The sequence below is a fragment of the Panacagrimonas sp. genome (genome assembly GCF_965216805.1).
Taxonomy (GTDB): domain Bacteria; phylum Pseudomonadota; class Gammaproteobacteria; order Nevskiales; family Nevskiaceae; genus Panacagrimonas.
The window spans coordinates 2,064,946-2,080,661 of sequence record NZ_CBDCGN010000002.1; the positions used below are offsets into that span (position 1 = coordinate 2,064,946).

The following is a 15,716-nucleotide window of genomic DNA, read 5'->3' on the forward strand; positions in this document are numbered from 1 at the left end:
AGTCCTCTTCCAGGAACGCGGATGTACGCCGCGTCCTTCAGAGGGCGCGGCGCGCTAAACGGTCGAGAAAGCCTGGGGAGGAGCTTGGCTTGGAGGCATCAGGAACCGGGGTGGCCCTGTTACACGCTGATCCGCGAGCAGGGGCAACAGGCCGGGAACCCCATCGACGTCGATGGACAGAGCGGCACTGGGTACTGGCCCCACCGGCGGATGATCCAGAGAAACGCGGGTACCCAGCTTGTTGCTGTCGTCATCCTGACTGCCTTCAGCGTGAGCCTGGGCATGGTCGATATCCAGCGCAGAAACAACGTAGCTGTGCACCTCATCATGCCCGTGCGTATGCCAATGCACATGCGGGCCAAAACCACTAAGGCCCGCCAGCAGGCAAAGCGACAGCAGGATGGGGACGAGGCGCGCGAACATCAGTAGACAATAGTCGATATCGATCGGGTGGCGCCAGCAGCCTGGACTGCGGCAGGCCAGGAACCACCGATAAAGTAAGAGCCGGGCATGGCTGTCCTCACGCTGCGGCGATCTCGACCGTGACGTGGACCAGTTCTTCATGCACCGCGAGTTGCCGATGGAAGTCCTCGGCCGTCGCATGACCCGCGACCGAAAGCCGCAGGATGCAGGCGTACTTGCCCGTGGCCACGCGCCAGACATGCAGATCGGAGATCGACGCCTTGACCGGGCTTTGGGCAATCACCTCGCGGATTTCCTCGATCACGGGCGCATCCATCTCCGCATCGAGAAGCACGCGGGTCGTGGACTTCAGCAGGCCCACCGCCCAGATGCCGACCAGCACCGCCCCGACGATGCCCATCGTTGGGTCGAGCCAATCAGCCCCCCATAGCTTTCCCCCAAAAAGCGCCACGATGGCCAGAACCGAAGTCATCGCGTCCGCCACGACATGAAGATAGGCGGATCTGAGATTGAGATCTGGCGCGCCATGGTTGTGGCCATGGCCATGGCCATGATCGTGCGCGTGATCATGCCCATGTGGCTGATGCCCGCCGGCATGCAGGAGCTTTGCGCAGACCAGATTGACCGCCAGGCCAACGAAGGCGATGACGATCGCCTGGTCGTAAAGAATCGGAGTTGGTGAGTACAGGCGCTCGATCGATTGATAGGCCATTGAGAAGGCCACGAGCAGGAGCAGCAGCGCACTGGTAAAGCCGCCCAGAATCTCGATTTTCCAGGTGCCAAATGCAAAGCGATGGTCGTTGGCGAGGCGGCGGGCCAAAGAATAGGCCAGTGCTGCCAGACCGAGTGCAAGAGCGTGGGAACTCATGTGCCACCACATCGGCCAGCAACGCCATCGAATTGTAGATCCAACCGCCGGTGATCTCGACCACCATCATCAGCGAGGTCAGTGCTACCGCCCAGCGCGTGCGGGTCTCCGCCAGAGGGTTCCCCTCGTTGAACGTATGGGAGTGCGTCGACATTTGGCCTGGACCTGCAGTTTCAATATACTCACCCCCAGTATACAGGACGACAATCCATGGCGCATACCACCGAGAACAAAAAGCCGCTCCTGAACCGCGTTCGGCGTATTCAGGGGCAGCTCAAGAGTTTGGAGCTGGCGTTGGAGGAAGGCTCGGAATGTAGCGCCGTGCTGCAGCAGATCGCAGCGGTGCGCGGTGGCATCAACGGACTCATGATGGAAGTCATCGAGGGTCATCTGCGCACCCACTTGGTGCCGGCGGACGGCGGCCACGCCGACGAGCTGGACGACCTGATCAAAATCTTTCGTTCGTATATGAAGTAGCGCAGTAAGGGCTGACAGCTTTTTGGCCCTTAGTGGATGACCATCTGGTTGGAGCTTACAACTGCCCTACTTCACTGCGACGGCAGCATGCCAGCGGCGCGAGGTGTTAGCGGCCTTCCTGTGCCCCATGTCTCTGGAATCAATGATCGAGGCTGCATGGCAGGCATCGCCGCCGACCGAACGGCCGTCCTCTCGGCTGTGGTTTATGAAAGCACACGCAAGGTCGCCCTCGCCTCTTCCGATCAGCCGACTCTTTCGGAAACGAAAGTCAAGCGCCGAGCCCACTCCACCAAATCCGGGCATTTCCGTTTTGGTCGTAAAGAATGACCCCTGGTTTCTCGCCGAGATGAGACGATGACAGAGGCTCATGCTGAGCTGCTGTCGAATCTACCGCTACGCCAAGCCCGGCAGGGTGCTGGCGTGCCAGCAAGTCCAGTGCTTCGGCCGGCACATGACCCTCGACGAAATACTCCATGTACCGTCCCACGTGGCATCCCCGAAGTGATGGCGGGGTCTTCAAGGCCCCCCGGATGGTCTTTAGTGTTTCGGGCTCGTACATCGTGACGACGTACCCTTGGGACTTCGATGCTGATCTCTCGACGCCCAGCGGACAGTCCGAATTTGCGAGAGCGGCACGGCCCTTTAGGTCGTGCTTCTTGAGTTCACGACAGGACTGAGGGCTGCCCGGTGTTCCGACTGGTTTATGGAGACTTCGATTTCTCTCTCGTGCTGCCGTTCGAGGCGCACGTCGAGGAACGTCTCTATCGCATTATCAGTTTGGCAGACGGGGCGGAAATGGATCCCCCGGAACTTGCCAGGCGCGCGGCTGATACGCTCTCTGCGGCTCTGGATGCTCACCTCATCCCCCCGACGGGCCCTCAGATCAAGTACGCGATTGCCATTGCGCAAGAACTCGAACTGGAGTTGCCGGCAAACGCACTGCGATATCGGGAATCCATGAGGGTGTTTCTCAGCACTCATGCGCCCACGTTCCGTGAATCCAAAGCCTACCGACGCAGACAGGGGACCGCAGGATGACCACGCCCGAATCTCCCGAGGAGGTGGCCAGCCGGGTCATCGAGGCCCTCGTCCGTGGGCAAGTCATCGACTACGTCGACGGTACGACCGACAAGGAATACCCCGAGGTCATGTGGTCCATATTCGGACTGCCGCTCACGAGGGAGATTGCCGTGGTTGCCAGGGTCGGAGATTTGCGCCTGGGGAAGGCCGCTCCCTCCGCCCTGCTGGTTCCTCACATGGAGGAGCGGGTGTATGGCATTGACGTTTCGGACCAGATACTGGCAAACGAGCTTTCGGAAGCCCTCTGGGCCGAACAATCGGAACGCCTCATCGCAGCCGCATTGCGGCGGCGCGGACACTGACCATGCCGCGGCGGAGGCTGGTCACGGTATCCGTGACCCAGATGCGGCGCCGCTGGGGGCACTATCTGGCCTTGTCGCGCCGTGCGGACATCCTGATCTGCCGGCGGGGCATTCCGATCGGCGTCATGATGAGCGTCGCCCGCTATCGTCGCCTGACGGCTGCGGCCGCGCGGGCCAACCAGCCCCGTGCCCCTGTGCCACCCGTCTCCCGCAAGGGGAGAACGGCCAAGCGGCGCCGATAGCTCATCAATGCTGAAGATCTCGATCCGGGCCTATCGACTGGCGGAACGTCGCGCAGCTCGACGCGGCCTGGTCTTGCGCGCAACCGACGCCTACTTCGACCGGCGACGACGTCGCCTTATCGTCACGCTGGATTCCGGCGCCCTGGCGGCCACCCAAACTGCACCAGCGCTGGCCGGGTCAAAATGCACCGCCCTTGCTTGCCGCTTGACGCAGTAGCGACAGGATTGTCCCCTCGACCGCCCGCTTACTGGATGCTCACGCCTCGGCTTTTCCGAGGAGCCAGCCGAAGCGACTTTCCGAGTAGTGCCAAAAGCGGCTCTACGCGACCGTCCGCTGTGCGTCGCCTGAAAATCGCCCGTCTGCTGAACCGCAATTTGATCCCTTCCTCCCGCGCGATTCATCCGAGGCACATCTGAGAGCCATCACTAGAGACTGGCAGTCGAAAGCTCGGCGACCGTTGACTGCAACTTCAGCGCAGGGAACCCGCGATCAAAATCCCACAGCCGACGGCAATCGTTGCAACTCCGGCGATGTCGATCACGGTGGGTGTGACTCGATCCACAATCCGCAGCCAAGCCAGCGCGGTACAGGTGTACACACCGCCGTAGGCTGCGTAGACACGCCCGGACTCGGCCGGATGCCGGCTCAAGAGCCAGGCGAAAGCAGCTAAGGCGATGATCGCGCCGATCAGCACCCAGGCTCCTGCATCTCGTCGCGCCCAGAGCAGGACCAAATAGCAGCCGACGATCTCGGCGATCGCGGTCAATACGAATAAGCCCAGGGTGATGACCCAGCACACCTCAGCCGCCCCGCCGGGCTGAATGCACGTTGGCGGATCGTGGCCTGCGCGCGCCCTTCGAGGCCGCCAGTTCGCGCAGGATGCCGCAGTTCTTCGCCGTGCTCGGCACTTCGCAGCGGGCGCGGATCGCCTTGAGCTCGACTTGCAGCCGGCGCAGCGCGCGAAGGCGTTCGGCGACGTGCCCGATGTGCGCGTCGAGCACGGCGTTCACCTCGGCGCAGCCCTGGTCGGGGGCATCGCGCAGGCCGAGGAGCTGCCGAATCTCCTGGTGCGTCATATCGAGTGCACGACAGTGCAGGATGAACTCCAGGCGCTGGCGTTCGGACTCGGCATAGAGCCGGTAGTTGCCCTCGCTGCGCGCGGGCTGCGGCAGCAGGCCTTCCTTTTCGTAGTAGCGGATGGTTTCGATGGCGACGGACAGATCGTTCGCCAGTTCGCCGATGCGATAGGTCTTGGGCATGGTGGGGCTCCGGAGCTTGACCCTGAAGCTACTACAGGCTGTTCAATGTGCGCCATCGAATCCTGGAGCCTGCGATGGCCGCCGACTGCTGTGAGTCCAGCTGCACAAAAACAACCTCGGTGACACCCCGCTACCGACGGGTGCTGTGGATCGCGCTGGTTGTGAACCTCGCCATGTTCGGTGTGGAGCTGGCGGCTGGCTGGGGCGCAGGCTCCGCCGCGCTGCTGGCCGACGCGGTGGACTTCTTCGGCGACGCGGCGAACTACGCGGTGTCGCTGTTCGTGCTGTCGATGGGACTGGCCGTACGCGCCCGCACAGCGCTGCTCAAGGGCCTGACGATGGGCGGCTACGGCCTCTACGTGCTCGGCCAAGCGGGCTGGAACGCGCTGCACGGCGTGGTGCCAGACGCCGGCACGATGGGCGCAGTCGGCGCGCTGGCGCTGGTTGCGAATGTGGGCGTCGCCGCCCTGCTCTACGCCTGGCGCGAGGGAGACGCCAACATGCGCTCGGTCTGGCTGTGCTCGCGCAACGATGCCATCGGCAACGCGGCGGTAATGCTCGCCGCGCTCGGCGTGCTCGGCACCGGCACCGCCTGGCCGGACCTGATGGTCGCCGCCGGCATGGGCCTGCTGGGATTGAGCGCCGCGCGACAGGTCATCACGCAGGCCCGTTCTGAACTTGCACCCACTTCGGAGGGACGCCGTGCTCACGCCTGAAATCACCTACGCCGCGCTGCTGGTCGTGCAGACCCTGCACCTGCTGCATCATCGTCTGGCGAAGCGTCACATCAGCTTTGCGGAAGTGACCTCTTCTGCGGTGCTGTGCATCCCGCCCTGGGTCGCGCTTCCGGCGGCGCTGTTCATGGGGGCGCATCTGAGCCTGATCGCCATCCAGATCATCGGCAGCGTGTGGATCAAGCGGCTTTCGCCCGCATGGGAGCAGGCTTCGTGATCGTCGAACTGAGTACCACGCTGCGAGCGACGACCGACGACTGCATCGCCGCGGTGATGACGCCCGCGCTACTACGTCACGTCGCCGCACCGCTCGTGCGTTTCGAGCCGGTCGCGCCGGGCGGCTGGCCCGCGTGCTGGAGTCCGGGTGCGTTCCCGGTGCGGATGACGCTGTTCGGTCTGTTGCCGCTGGGCGAGCAGGTCATCGACATCTCGCTGCCGCCCACGGCGCCCGGTCGCTTTGCGTTGCGCGACAACGGTCGCAGCCGGCAGATTCGGCGCTGGGATCATCTCATCACCATCGAGCCGCTCGGGAGCGGCACGCGCTACACCGATCGGGTCGAGGTCGAGGCGGGCTGGCGCACGCCGTTTGTATGGCTGTTTGCGCGGCTGTTCTACGCGCACCGGCAGCGTCGCTGGCGGCGTCTTGCGGAGCGCGGCGCGCTGCCGCCGTTTGTCTCGGTGCTAAGCTGACAGGAATGCCGCGTCAAACTGCGATCTGGATGCTGTGCCTCGGCCTCGTGCTCACGAGGCTGCTCGGCTTGCACGCGCACGCCTGTGCCGGTCTCGACAGCGCCGGCCACGAACACGAGGCCCCGCACTATGCCGATGCCGGTTTCCTGTTCGGCGAATTCCACGTCGACGATGACGCCGATCATCTGGAACTGGAGCTGTCGGCTGCCGTCTCCGGCGCAAAGTTCGCGCTCGATCTGGGCGGTGACGATCCCGCGCTTGCCGTCGCGGGGGATCTGAGCACCGTCGCCTCGTCCGGCTGGCTCACCGTCCGCGTGCCGCGCGGACCGCCCGACGCGCACGAAACAAGACCCTCTCATTTCGCACCGCCGCTGCGCGGTCCGCCCTCGAACTCCCTCGCCTGATCCGCCCCTGGCCCCGTGCCCGGGGCCTCCGCGACCCTTGCGGGTTGCCACACGGATTCATGCTGTACGGGAGTTCCCATGTACCGATTCACTGCCACCGGGCGCGTCGCGCTCGCGGCCGCGCTGGCGCTCGGCATCGTCACCGCCGCGCCCGCCGCAGACGCACCGCTGACCCTGCGCGAGGCCCTCTCGCGCACCTTGCAGTCAAATCCCGACCTCGCCGCCTACCAGTACGTGCTCAAGGCGCAGGACGGCCGCATCACGCAAGCGGGGTTGCGGCCCAACCCGCGTCTGAATGTCGATCTCGAAAACGTCCTCGGCAGCGGCGACACGAAAGGTCTGGATGCGGCGGAATTCACGCTCGGCCTGTCGCAACTGATCGAACTCGGCGGCCTGCGCGACAAGCGCGTGGCCAGTGCGCAGCTCGAGCGCGAAGGGTTGGACGTGCAAGGCCACGTCGCGCGACTCGACGTGCTCGCCGAAACCGCGCGGCGCTTCGTCTCGCTGGTGGGCCAGCAGGAGCAGCATCGCCTCACGCATCGGGCAGTGGAGCTCGCTGACAAGACCGCCGTGGCGGTGAAGCGGCGCGTGGAAGCTGCGAAGTCGCCGGAAGCCGAGCTGGATCGTGCGGCGGTCGCGCTGGAGCGTGCGCGCATCGCCGATGCCCACGCCGAACACGAGCTGCTCGCGGCGCGCTCGGACCTGGCCGCGACCTGGGGCGCGAGTGCGCCGGACTTCACCGACGCTGCTGCCGACCTCTACCAGTTGCCGGAAGTGGCTGCGTATCCCGAGCTGCTCGCCGCCCTGGAACGCACGCCCGACCTGGGCCGCTATCTCACCGAGGCGCGCCTGCGCGAATCCGAAATCACCCTGGCGCTGGCCGGTCGCCGGCCGGGCATCGAAGTGGGCGCCGGTGTGCGCCGGCTGGAAGAGAACGACGACACCGCGCTGGTGTTCTCGCTCGGTATTCCGCTGCCGTTTTCCGACCGCAACCAGGGAACCCTTGCCGCGGCGCAGGCGCTCAGGAACGGCGCGGAGGCGCAGCGCGGTGCGGCGCTGATCAAGGCCCGCGCGCAACTGTTCCGCAATCACCGCGAGCTGCTCGACCAGCGCCAGCAGGTGACCGCGCTGCGCGAGCGCGCGCTGCCGCGCATGGAAGCCGCGCTGAAGAACACCGAGTACGCCTACGAGCGCGGCCGCTACAGCTATCTCGAACTGGTGGACGCACAGCGCGAGCTGCTCGCGGTGCGCAACGGCCTGATCGAGGCCGCCACCTCCTACCACCTGACCCTGATCGAAATCGAACGGCTCACCGGCACCGCCGCGAGCCGCTGAGGAATCCACCATGACGACCAAGACCTTCCCTGCTGCACTGCTGTTCACATTTGCGCTCGCGCTGTCCGCGTGCGGCAAGCCCGAGACCCCCGCCCACACAGACGAGAAGGGCCATGCCCACGACGATGCCAAGGGCCATACCGAGGCCGAGCCGCACGACGAAAAGGAGGGTCACCGCGAGGGCGACCGCCACGAGCCGGGCAAAACCGCCGAAGCGGGCGGCCATGAGAAAGGTGGGCATGGCGAAGCGCTGACGCTCACGCCCGAGGCACGCAAGGCGGCGGGCCTCGTGATCGCTCCTGCAGGCCCGGCGACCCTGGTCGAGACCTTGCCGCTGTACGGCGTGGTAAAGCCCAACGCCGAGCGCGTGCGCAGCGTCACCGCGCGTTTCCCCGGCGTGGTGCGCAGCGTCAGCGTGAAGATCGGCGACAGCGTGAAACAGGGCCAGCCGCTGGCCACGGTGGAGAGCAACGAGAGCCTGCAGGTCTATATCGTCAGCAGCCCGCAGGCGGGCGTGATCACCGAGCGATTCACCAATCCCGGCGAGCAGGCCGAGGGCCAGCCGCTGTTCACGGTGGCCGACCTGTCCACGGTCTGGGTGGAGCTGGCGCTGTTCCCGCGCGACCGCGGCCGCGTGCAGACCGGCCAGAGCGTGCGCGTGCAGACCGCCGATGGCGGACCTGTCGGCGAGGGCCGCATCGTGTTCGTGTCGCCGCTGTCGAGCGGCGCCACGCAGAGCCTCACCGCGCGCGTGCAGCTGGCCAACGACGACGGCCGCTGGTCGCCAGGCCTGTACGTGCAGGCGCAGGTGGGCATCGGCGAATCGAGCGTCGCGCTGGCGGTGCCGGCGGCCGCCTTGCAGGAGCTGGAAGGTGGCACCTCGGTCTTCGTGGATGACGCCGACGGTCTCGAACCGCGCGTGGTGAAGACCGGCCGCAGCGACGGCCGCGTGGTGGAAATTCTCGAAGGCTTGCAGGCCGGAGATGCGGTGGTGGGCGAAGGCAGTTTCGTGCTCAAGGCGGAACTCGGCAAAGGCGAGGCCGAGCATGAGCACTGAGCCGCGCATCCCCACCGCCTTCGCCGGAGACACTTCCCATGCTTGAATCCCTGCTGCGCTTCGCCATCGCCCGCAGCGGCGTGGTGATGACGCTGATGCTCGCGCTCACCGCGCTGGGCATCTACAACTACCAGCGCCTGCCGATCGACGCGGTGCCGGACATCACCAACGTCCAGGTGCAGATCAATACCCAGGCGGCGGGCTACACGCCGCTGGAGGTCGAGCAGCGCATCACGGTGCCGATCGAGACCGCCATCACCGGCCTGCCGGGACTGGAGTACCGGCGCTCGCTGTCGCGCTACGGGCTGTCGCAGGTGACGGTGGTGTTCGAGGAAGGCACCGATCTGTACTTCGCGCGCAATCTGGTCAACGAGCGCCTGCAGCAGGCCCGCAGCCGACTGCCCGACGACGTGGAACCGGCGATGGGACCCATAGCGACCGGCCTCGGCGAAATCTTTCTCTACTCCGTGGAGGCCGATCCCAAGGCGCGGCAGCCGGATGGCAGACCCTACGACGCCACCGCGCTGCGCAGCCTGCAGGACTGGGTGATCCGGCCGCAGTTGCTGCAGGTGCCGGGGGTCACCGAGGTGAACTCCATCGGCGGCTTCGCCAAGCAGTTCCACGTGCAGCCTGACCCCGCGCGCCTGCTCGCCTACGGCCTGACGTTCGAGGACGTGGCGCAAGCCGTGGAGCGCAACAATGCCAACCAGGGCGCCGGATACCTGGAACGCAACAAGGAGCAGTTGCTGGTGCGCATTCCCGGCCAGCTCGCCGGCATCGAGGATCTGCGCCGCCTGGTCGTGGCCTCGCGCGAGGGCCTGCCGATCACCATCGCCGATATCGCCGAGGTCGGGCTGGGCAAGGAACTGCGCACCGGCGCGGCGACGCGCGACGGTCACGAGACCGTGCTCGGTACCGCCGTGATGTTGGTCGGCGAGAACAGTCGCACAGTGGCCAAGGCGGTGGCCGCGCAACTGCTCAAGGTCAATGCCTCGCTGCCGGAGGGTGTGCAGGCGGTGACCGCCTACGACCGCACGGTGCTGGTCGACAAGGCCATCGCGACGGTGCAGAAGAACCTGGTCGAAGGCGCGCTGCTGGTCGTGGTGATCCTGTTCCTGCTGCTGGGCAATCTGCGCGCGGCGCTGCTCACCGCGATGGTGATCCCGCTGGCCATGCTCATGACCATCACCGGCATGGTGGAGACCGAGGTCTCCGCCAACCTGATGAGCCTGGGTGCGCTGGACTTCGGCCTGATCGTGGATGGCGCGGTCATCATCGTGGAGAACTGCCTGCGGCGGCTCTCGGAGCAGAGCGCGGAGCGCGGCACCCTGACGCTCAAGGAACGCATGGAGACGGTGTACGACTCCACCGCCGAGGTGATCCGGCCGAGCCTGTTCGGGGTGTTCATCATCACCGCGGTGTACCTGCCGATCTTTGCGCTCGAAGGCGTCGAGGGAAAGATGTTCCACCCGATGGCGCAGACGGTGGTGATGGCGCTGGCAGCCGCGCTGTTCCTGTCCGTCACCTTCGTGCCGGCGGGCGTCGCGCTGCTGTTCCGCGGCCCGGTAAAGGAAAAGCACAACGTGATCCTGTCCGCCGCGCGGCGTGGCTACGAGCCGCTGCTGCGGCTGGCGCTGCGCGCGCGCTTGGCGTTCCTGGTCGGCGCGGTGGTGCTGGTGCTGGCCTGCGGCTGGCTCGCCACGCGCCTGGGCAGCGAGTTCGTGCCCAGCCTCAATGAAGGCGACATCGCGGTGCAGGCGCTGCGCATTCCTGCCACGGGCCTGACCCAGTCGGTGGAATTCCAGAAGCAGATCGAGCTGCGCCTGTTGCAGTTCCCGGAGGTGCACACCGCGTTCGCGCGCACCGGCACCGCCGAGGTCGCCACCGACCCGATGCCGCAGAACATCTCCGACGGCTACGTGATGCTCAAGCCGCAGGAGCAGTGGCCCGATCCGAACAAGCTCAAGTCCACGCTGGCCGACGAGATGCAGGAGGCGCTGGAACAGTTGCCGGGTAATGCCTACGAGATGAGCCAGCCAATCCAGTTGCGCTTCAACGAACTGATCTCCGGCGTGCGCTCGGATTTCGCGGTGAAGCTCTACGGCGACGATCTGGACCTGATGCTGCGCACCGGCAACCAGCTCGCCCAGGCCGTGCGCGGCGTGGACGGCGCGGCCGACGTCAAGGTCGAACAGGTCACCGGCCTGCCGGTCCTGTCGGTGCTGCCGCGCCGAGAGGCGCTGGCGCGCTACGGCCTGACGCTGTCCGAGGTGCAGTCGGTGGTCGCCACCGCACTCGGCGGACGCGAGGTCGGTTCGGTGTTCGAAGGCGATGCGCGCTACGCGATCGTGGTGCGCCTGCCCGAGGCGCGGCGCGACGATCTGCGCGCGCTGGAGCGCCTGCCGATCCCGCTTCCCGGCGGCGGCCAGGTGCCGCTGCTGGAAGTGGCGAGCCTGGACATCGCACCCGGTCCCAACCAGGTCAGCCGCGAAGACGGCAAGCGCCGCATCGTCGTCACCGCCAACGTGCGCGGCCGCGATCTCGGCAGCTTCGTGGCTGACGCGCAAACCGCCATCGAAGCGGTGAAGGTGCCACCGGGCTACTGGCTGGACTACGGCGGCACGTTCGAGCAGTTGCAGTCGGCGAGCAAGCGCCTGTCCATCGTGGTGCCGGTGACGCTGGCGCTGATTCTCGGCCTGCTGAGCCTCGCCTTCGGTTCGGTACGCGATGCGCTGGTGATCTTCAGCGGCGTGCCGCTCGCGCTGACCGGTGGCGTGCTCGCGCTGTGGCTGCGCGACATCCCGCTGTCGATCAGCGCCGGCGTGGGCTTCATCGCGCTGTCGGGTGTCGCGGTGCTCAACGGCCTAGTCATGGTGAGCTTCATCCGCACCCTGCTGGAAGACGGCAAGGGACTGGACGACGCCATCATCGAAGGCGCGTTGACGCGCCTGCGCCCGGTGCTGATGACCGCGCTGGTTGCGAGCCTGGGCTTCGTTCCGATGGCGCTCAACGTCGGCACCGGCGCCGAGGTGCAGCGTCCACTGGCCACCGTGGTGATCGGCGGCATCGTGTCCTCCACCCTGCTCACCCTGCTGGTCCTGCCGGGCCTGTTCCGCATGGCGCATCGGCGCGAGGCGGAGCCGAAGCCAACGACGCAGGAACAGATCGCATGAGCGCCGCGGCATTTTCGAAGGAGCAGATGCTGCCGCAGCGGATCGGGCCGATCCCTGCGGCGGCCTCCGACCCTGCCGCCTTGCTCGAGCAGCTCAAGCTGCACAAGCGCGCTCTGGTGCAGAGCTACGCGCGAGCCAGCGATGTGCGCGGCGCGCTCGCCGTGAGCAGCACGCTGCTGCCGATGGGCGCACTCTGGTACGCCGCCGCATGGATCGGCAGCGCGCATGGCGCCGTCGCGTTGCTGCTGGCGCTGCCGATGAGCCTGCTGCTGCTGCGCTGCTTTGCGCTGCTGCACGACTGCGGCCACGGCAGCCTGTTCCGCACCGCGCGGCTCAATCGCGCGTTCGGCTTCGTGTTCGGCGTGATCTCGGGCATGCCGCAGTACGTGTGGTCGCAGCATCATCACTACCACCACTGCACCAACGGCAACTGGTCGCGCTATCGCGGTCCGCTGGCCATCCTGTCGGTGCAGGAGTTCGACGCGCTGACGCCACGGCAGCAGCGCGCGTATGTGCGCTCGCGGCATCCGGCGCTCGCGCCGCTGGCAGGGCTGATGTACCTGATCGGGCAGCCGCGGCTGAACTGGCTGCGCGGCACGCGGGACCTGCTTGCGCATCTTCGGCGCGAGAAGGTCGCGCAGCCGGACGTGGCGCTGCGCACGCTGGCGGCGCAGTTCCGCACGCGCCGCTGGAAGACGGCGGCCGAGTACCGGCACATGACGCTCAACAACCTCGTGCTGCTGGCGCTGTGGGTGCTCATGAGCCTGTGGCTGGGAGCGGCGCTGTTCTTCGGCCTCTACCTGCTCGGCACGGCGCTGGCGGGCGCGGCGGGCTTGGTGCTGTTCACGGTGCAGCACAACTTCGAGCCCAGCTACGCGGGCGACGATCACGAGTGGGACTACGACGAGGCGGCGCTCTACGGCAGCAGCTTCCTGGTGTTGCCGGGCTGGTTGAACTGGTGCACGGCAAACATCGGCTACCACCACGTCCATCACCTCAGCGCGCGCATTCCCAGCTACCGGCTGCCGGCTTGCCACGCGGAGCACGCGGCGCTGTTCGCGGGCGTGCATCGGCTACGGCTGCGCGACATCCTGCCGTCGCTCGACTACCTGCTGTGGGATGCGGACGGTCGCCGGCTGATGACGGTGGCGGCTCATCGCGCCGCGCGGGAGCGCGCCGCGTGAGTGCCGCGCACGCGCACGGCCGCTCGGTCAGCGAGCGCGCGATGTGGATCGCGTTCGCGCTCACCGGCAGCTTCATGCTGGCCGAGGTCGCGGGCGGGCTCATCACCGGCAGCCTGGCGCTGATCTCGGACGCTGCGCACATGCTCACCGACACCGCCGCGCTCGCAATCGCGCTGTTCGCGATGCGCGTCGGTCGCCGTCCGCGCGACGCGCGGCACACGTTCGGTCATGCGCGGGTGGAGATACTCGCCGCCGCCTTCAACGCAGCGATGCTGTTTGCGGTGGCGGGCTACATCTTCTACGAGGCCATCGAGCGCCTGCGCCAGCCGGTGGAGGTGCAGTCGCTGGCGATGCTCGGCATCGCCACGCTCGGGCTGGCGGTGAACCTGATCTCGATGCGCCTGCTCGCCGGCGGCAAGGACACGAGCCTCAACGTGCGCGGCGCCTACCTGGAAGTGTGGAGCGACATGCTCGGCTCGCTGGGCGTGATCGCGGGCGCGCTGCTGATCCGCTTCACCGGATGGACCTGGGTCGATCCGCTGATCGCGGTGGCCATCGCGCTGTGGGTGCTACCGCGCACCTGGACCCTGCTGCGCGATAGCGTGGACGTGCTGATGGAAAGCACGCCCGCGCGCATCGATGTTGCGGCGGTGGAGACGCTGCTGCGCGCCGACGAGGACGTGCTCGACATCCACGACCTGCACCTGTGGAGCATCGGCAGCGGGCAGCTCAGCCTGAGCGCGCATGTGCGGGTGCAGCCGCGCACCGAGCTGACGCCGTTTCTCGCGCAGATGCGCGGCCGCCTGGCGAAGACTTTCGACATCCATCACTCGACCTTGCAGTGCGAGTACGAGCCCTGTGGCATCGAGGTGTGTTTCGAGGACGATGCGGACGACGCGCATGCGGGGGCCGCCAAGCCGTGAAGCGAGCACCGCAGGCGCCGCCGCGCTCGCTGCGTAGGCCGCTGCTGCTGATCGGCATGGTCGCGCTGGGCTTCGCTGCCGTGGCCGCGCTGCTGCTGAGCTGGGATCGATGGTTCCCGCTGCCGCCGGAGCAGCAGGTCGAGGTGGTATGGACGCACGGCTGTCCCTGCGCGCGCGACTGGATGGAGACGCTGCGGCGGGACGGATTCACGGTTCGCGACTTCGATCTGCTGGACCTGTCTTCCACTCGTCGTCACTGGCAGGTGCCTGCCGCGGCCACCGGCTGCCATCCGGGTCGGTTCCTCGGTTACGTGCTCGACGGCCACGTGCCGGGCGCGCTGCTGCGGCGCCTGGCGAAGGAACGGCCGCGCGCGGTGGCGCTGATGCAGGTGCGCAGCGCCGATCCGCAGGACCCGCGTTTCGAGCTGCTGCAACAGGACGGATCGAGGGCAGCCTGGCCGTGACCGCCGACCCCGTTCATTGCGCGGCGAAGGACCCTGAAACGCCCGCATCGCCCGGCGAGCGCGAGGCAAGGCCGGTACTCGCGCTGTCGCCGCAGGCCCTGCGACACCGTCTGCGTCAGCCCGAACCCCTGCTGCTGCTCGACGTGCGCAGGCCGGACAGCCTGTCGCAGCAGCCTTGCGGAATCCTCGGTGCGATTCCGGTGATTCTCAAGATCGAGGGCCCCGACCTGCCGGACGTGGAGCGCAGCATCGAGATCGCGCTCTACGGCAACGACGAGCACGACACGGACAGCGCGCGGGTCGCGCAGTGGCTGGCCACCGCGGGCTACCGGAACCTATGGCGACTCGAAGGCGGACTCGCAGCATGGCAGGCGGCGAACCTGCCGCTATTCCAGATGCGCTTCGGCGCGCGCAACTGCGAGGCGCTGCACTGGACGCCGCTGCGCCGGCTCAAGCCCAGGTACCGCGCCCGGTCGAACACTCCCGCCGCCGATTTCCTGCGCAGCCTGAGCCTGCCTCTGCTGCGCGAGGTCGCGGTGCTGCGCGTCGGCGTGATCGAGACCATCGCAGCTTCGTGGCGCGGCGAAGCGGCACTCGCGCAGGTGCAGCGCCTGATGCTGTGCATCGCGTCCGCGGCGTCTCGTCATCGCGCCGAGCTGCACGACTTCGAGGGCGACGGCACCACGCTCTACTTCGCCGACTGCGGCAGCGCACTGCGCGCGGCCTTCGCGATCCGGCGCGAGCTGTGCCTTGCGCGCAGCGCTGACGACAGCGTGCCGCTGGTGCGCCTCGCGCTGGACAGCGCGCCGCTGACCCTGGGTCATGTCGGCGCCGACGCACCCGGCCTGCGCTGCCTGATCGGACCCTGCGTGCCCACCGCGCTGCGCATTCTCAAGCAGGCACCGCCCGGCGGCATCGTTGTCACTGCGCGCGTGCTCAAGCTCGGTGCCGAGACCGCGCCCGAGCTGGGCACGCGCTTCAAGCGCATGCCCAACCGCCTGCATGTGCGCAACGCCGAGCAGAGCCTGCCGGTGTTCCTGTCCCTTCCGGACCCGGCCGACATCGCGGCCGCGAATTCCACTTCTTCCACCCACGATTAG

At 67.1% G+C, this 15,716-nt stretch carries 20 protein-coding genes and 1 pseudogene; 16 read left to right on the forward strand and 5 right to left on the reverse strand.

Annotation, left to right across the window (positions count from 1 at the left end; all coding sequences use genetic code 11):
* Positions 1–54 precede the first annotated feature (54 nt).
* The gene (locus ACOOHP_RS09860; protein ID WP_157534809.1) at positions 55–564 is read right to left on the reverse strand and encodes a hypothetical protein; all 510 of its coding nucleotides are present in this window, start codon (positions 562–564) and stop codon (positions 55–57) included.
* Positions 521–1,445, reverse strand: a pseudogene (gene dmeF, locus ACOOHP_RS09865) (CDF family Co(II)/Ni(II) efflux transporter DmeF). The gene ACOOHP_RS09860 and the pseudogene dmeF overlap by 44 nt, the downstream one beginning before the upstream one ends.
* Positions 1,446–1,501: 56 nt before the next feature.
* Here dmeF and ACOOHP_RS09870 point away from each other — a divergent pair.
* The gene (locus ACOOHP_RS09870) at positions 1,502–1,768 is read left to right on the forward strand and encodes a metal/formaldehyde-sensitive transcriptional repressor (protein ID WP_420466254.1); all 267 of its coding nucleotides are present in this window, start codon (positions 1,502–1,504) and stop codon (positions 1,766–1,768) included.
* Positions 1,769–1,924: 156 nt separating this feature from the next.
* The gene (locus ACOOHP_RS09875) at positions 1,925–2,095 is read left to right on the forward strand and encodes a hypothetical protein (protein ID WP_420466995.1); all 171 of its coding nucleotides are present in this window, start codon (positions 1,925–1,927) and stop codon (positions 2,093–2,095) included.
* On the opposite strand, the gene ACOOHP_RS09880 is transcribed toward ACOOHP_RS09875, so the two are convergent.
* A complete protein-coding gene (locus ACOOHP_RS09880) occupies positions 2,037–2,327 on the reverse strand; it encodes a DUF411 domain-containing protein (protein WP_157534810.1) in 291 nt (96 codons plus the stop codon). The two genes, ACOOHP_RS09875 and ACOOHP_RS09880, sit on opposite strands and share 59 nt — an antisense overlap.
* 128 nt (positions 2,328–2,455) lie before the next feature.
* Between ACOOHP_RS09880 and ACOOHP_RS09885 the strand changes: the two genes are divergently transcribed.
* Genes ACOOHP_RS09885 through ACOOHP_RS09895 form a run of 3 tightly spaced genes read left to right on the forward strand, consistent with a single transcriptional unit; the run spans position 2,456 to position 3,392 of the window.
* The gene (locus ACOOHP_RS09885; RefSeq protein WP_050997791.1) at positions 2,456–2,806 is read left to right on the forward strand and encodes a hypothetical protein; all 351 of its coding nucleotides are present in this window, start codon (positions 2,456–2,458) and stop codon (positions 2,804–2,806) included.
* The gene (locus ACOOHP_RS09890; protein WP_040455237.1) at positions 2,803–3,150 is read left to right on the forward strand and encodes a hypothetical protein; all 348 of its coding nucleotides are present in this window, start codon (positions 2,803–2,805) and stop codon (positions 3,148–3,150) included. The genes ACOOHP_RS09885 and ACOOHP_RS09890 overlap by 4 nt, the downstream gene beginning before the upstream one ends.
* A 2-nt stretch (positions 3,151–3,152) precedes the next feature.
* Complete coding sequence (locus ACOOHP_RS09895) at positions 3,153–3,392, forward strand: type II toxin-antitoxin system prevent-host-death family antitoxin (RefSeq protein ID WP_420466255.1); 240 nt, start codon at positions 3,153–3,155, stop codon at positions 3,390–3,392.
* 470 nt (positions 3,393–3,862) lie between these two features.
* Here ACOOHP_RS09895 and ACOOHP_RS09900 read toward each other — a convergent pair whose 3' ends face one another.
* Positions 3,863–4,192, reverse strand: a complete 330-nt coding sequence (locus ACOOHP_RS09900; protein WP_420466256.1) for a YnfA family protein — start codon at positions 4,190–4,192, stop codon at positions 3,863–3,865.
* 1 nt (position 4,193) lies between these two features.
* Positions 4,194–4,652, reverse strand: coding sequence for a Cd(II)/Pb(II)-responsive transcriptional regulator (gene cadR, locus ACOOHP_RS09905; RefSeq protein ID WP_420466257.1), 459 nt, complete (start codon positions 4,650–4,652; stop codon positions 4,194–4,196).
* A 74-nt stretch (positions 4,653–4,726) separates the two neighbouring features.
* Between cadR and ACOOHP_RS09910 the strand changes: the two genes are divergently transcribed.
* From ACOOHP_RS09910 to ACOOHP_RS09960, 11 genes are all read left to right on the forward strand, one after another.
* Positions 4,727–5,368 carry a cation transporter gene (locus ACOOHP_RS09910; RefSeq protein ID WP_420466258.1) on the forward strand — a complete coding sequence of 214 codons (642 nt, stop codon included), beginning with the start codon at positions 4,727–4,729 and terminating at the stop codon, positions 5,366–5,368.
* A complete protein-coding gene (locus ACOOHP_RS09915) occupies positions 5,355–5,603 on the forward strand; it encodes a hypothetical protein (RefSeq protein ID WP_420466259.1) in 249 nt (82 codons plus the stop codon). The genes ACOOHP_RS09910 and ACOOHP_RS09915 overlap by 14 nt, the downstream gene beginning before the upstream one ends.
* Positions 5,600–6,076 (forward strand): hypothetical protein, encoded by a 477-nt coding sequence (locus tag ACOOHP_RS09920; RefSeq protein ID WP_420466260.1) that lies wholly within the window; start codon positions 5,600–5,602, stop codon positions 6,074–6,076. Before ACOOHP_RS09915 ends, ACOOHP_RS09920 begins: the two co-directional genes overlap by 4 nt.
* Positions 6,077–6,105: 29 nt before the next feature.
* Positions 6,106–6,480 (forward strand): hypothetical protein, encoded by a 375-nt coding sequence (locus ACOOHP_RS09925; protein WP_420466261.1) that lies wholly within the window; start codon positions 6,106–6,108, stop codon positions 6,478–6,480.
* Between the two features lie 78 nt (positions 6,481–6,558).
* Entirely contained in the window at positions 6,559–7,815 is a 1,257-nt protein-coding gene (locus tag ACOOHP_RS09930) for a TolC family protein (protein WP_420466262.1), read from the forward strand.
* A 10-nt stretch (positions 7,816–7,825) separates the two neighbouring features.
* On the forward strand, positions 7,826–8,872 hold the full coding sequence (locus ACOOHP_RS09935) for an efflux RND transporter periplasmic adaptor subunit (RefSeq protein WP_420466263.1): 1,047 nt from the start codon (positions 7,826–7,828) through the stop codon (positions 8,870–8,872).
* Positions 8,873–8,910: 38 nt separating this feature from the next.
* Positions 8,911–12,045 carry an efflux RND transporter permease subunit gene (locus tag ACOOHP_RS09940; RefSeq protein WP_420466264.1) on the forward strand — a complete coding sequence of 1,045 codons (3,135 nt, stop codon included), beginning with the start codon at positions 8,911–8,913 and terminating at the stop codon, positions 12,043–12,045.
* Positions 12,042–13,229 (forward strand): fatty acid desaturase family protein, encoded by a 1,188-nt coding sequence (locus ACOOHP_RS09945; RefSeq protein ID WP_420466265.1) that lies wholly within the window; start codon positions 12,042–12,044, stop codon positions 13,227–13,229. Before ACOOHP_RS09940 ends, ACOOHP_RS09945 begins: the two co-directional genes overlap by 4 nt.
* Positions 13,226–14,152, forward strand: coding sequence for a cation diffusion facilitator family transporter (locus tag ACOOHP_RS09950; protein ID WP_420466266.1), 927 nt, complete (start codon positions 13,226–13,228; stop codon positions 14,150–14,152). The genes ACOOHP_RS09945 and ACOOHP_RS09950 overlap by 4 nt, the downstream gene beginning before the upstream one ends.
* On the forward strand, positions 14,149–14,616 hold the full coding sequence (locus tag ACOOHP_RS09955; protein WP_420466267.1) for a DUF411 domain-containing protein: 468 nt from the start codon (positions 14,149–14,151) through the stop codon (positions 14,614–14,616). Before ACOOHP_RS09950 ends, ACOOHP_RS09955 begins: the two co-directional genes overlap by 4 nt.
* Positions 14,613–15,716, forward strand: coding sequence for a rhodanese-like domain-containing protein (locus ACOOHP_RS09960; RefSeq protein ID WP_420466268.1), 1,104 nt, complete (start codon positions 14,613–14,615; stop codon positions 15,714–15,716). The genes ACOOHP_RS09955 and ACOOHP_RS09960 overlap by 4 nt, the downstream gene beginning before the upstream one ends.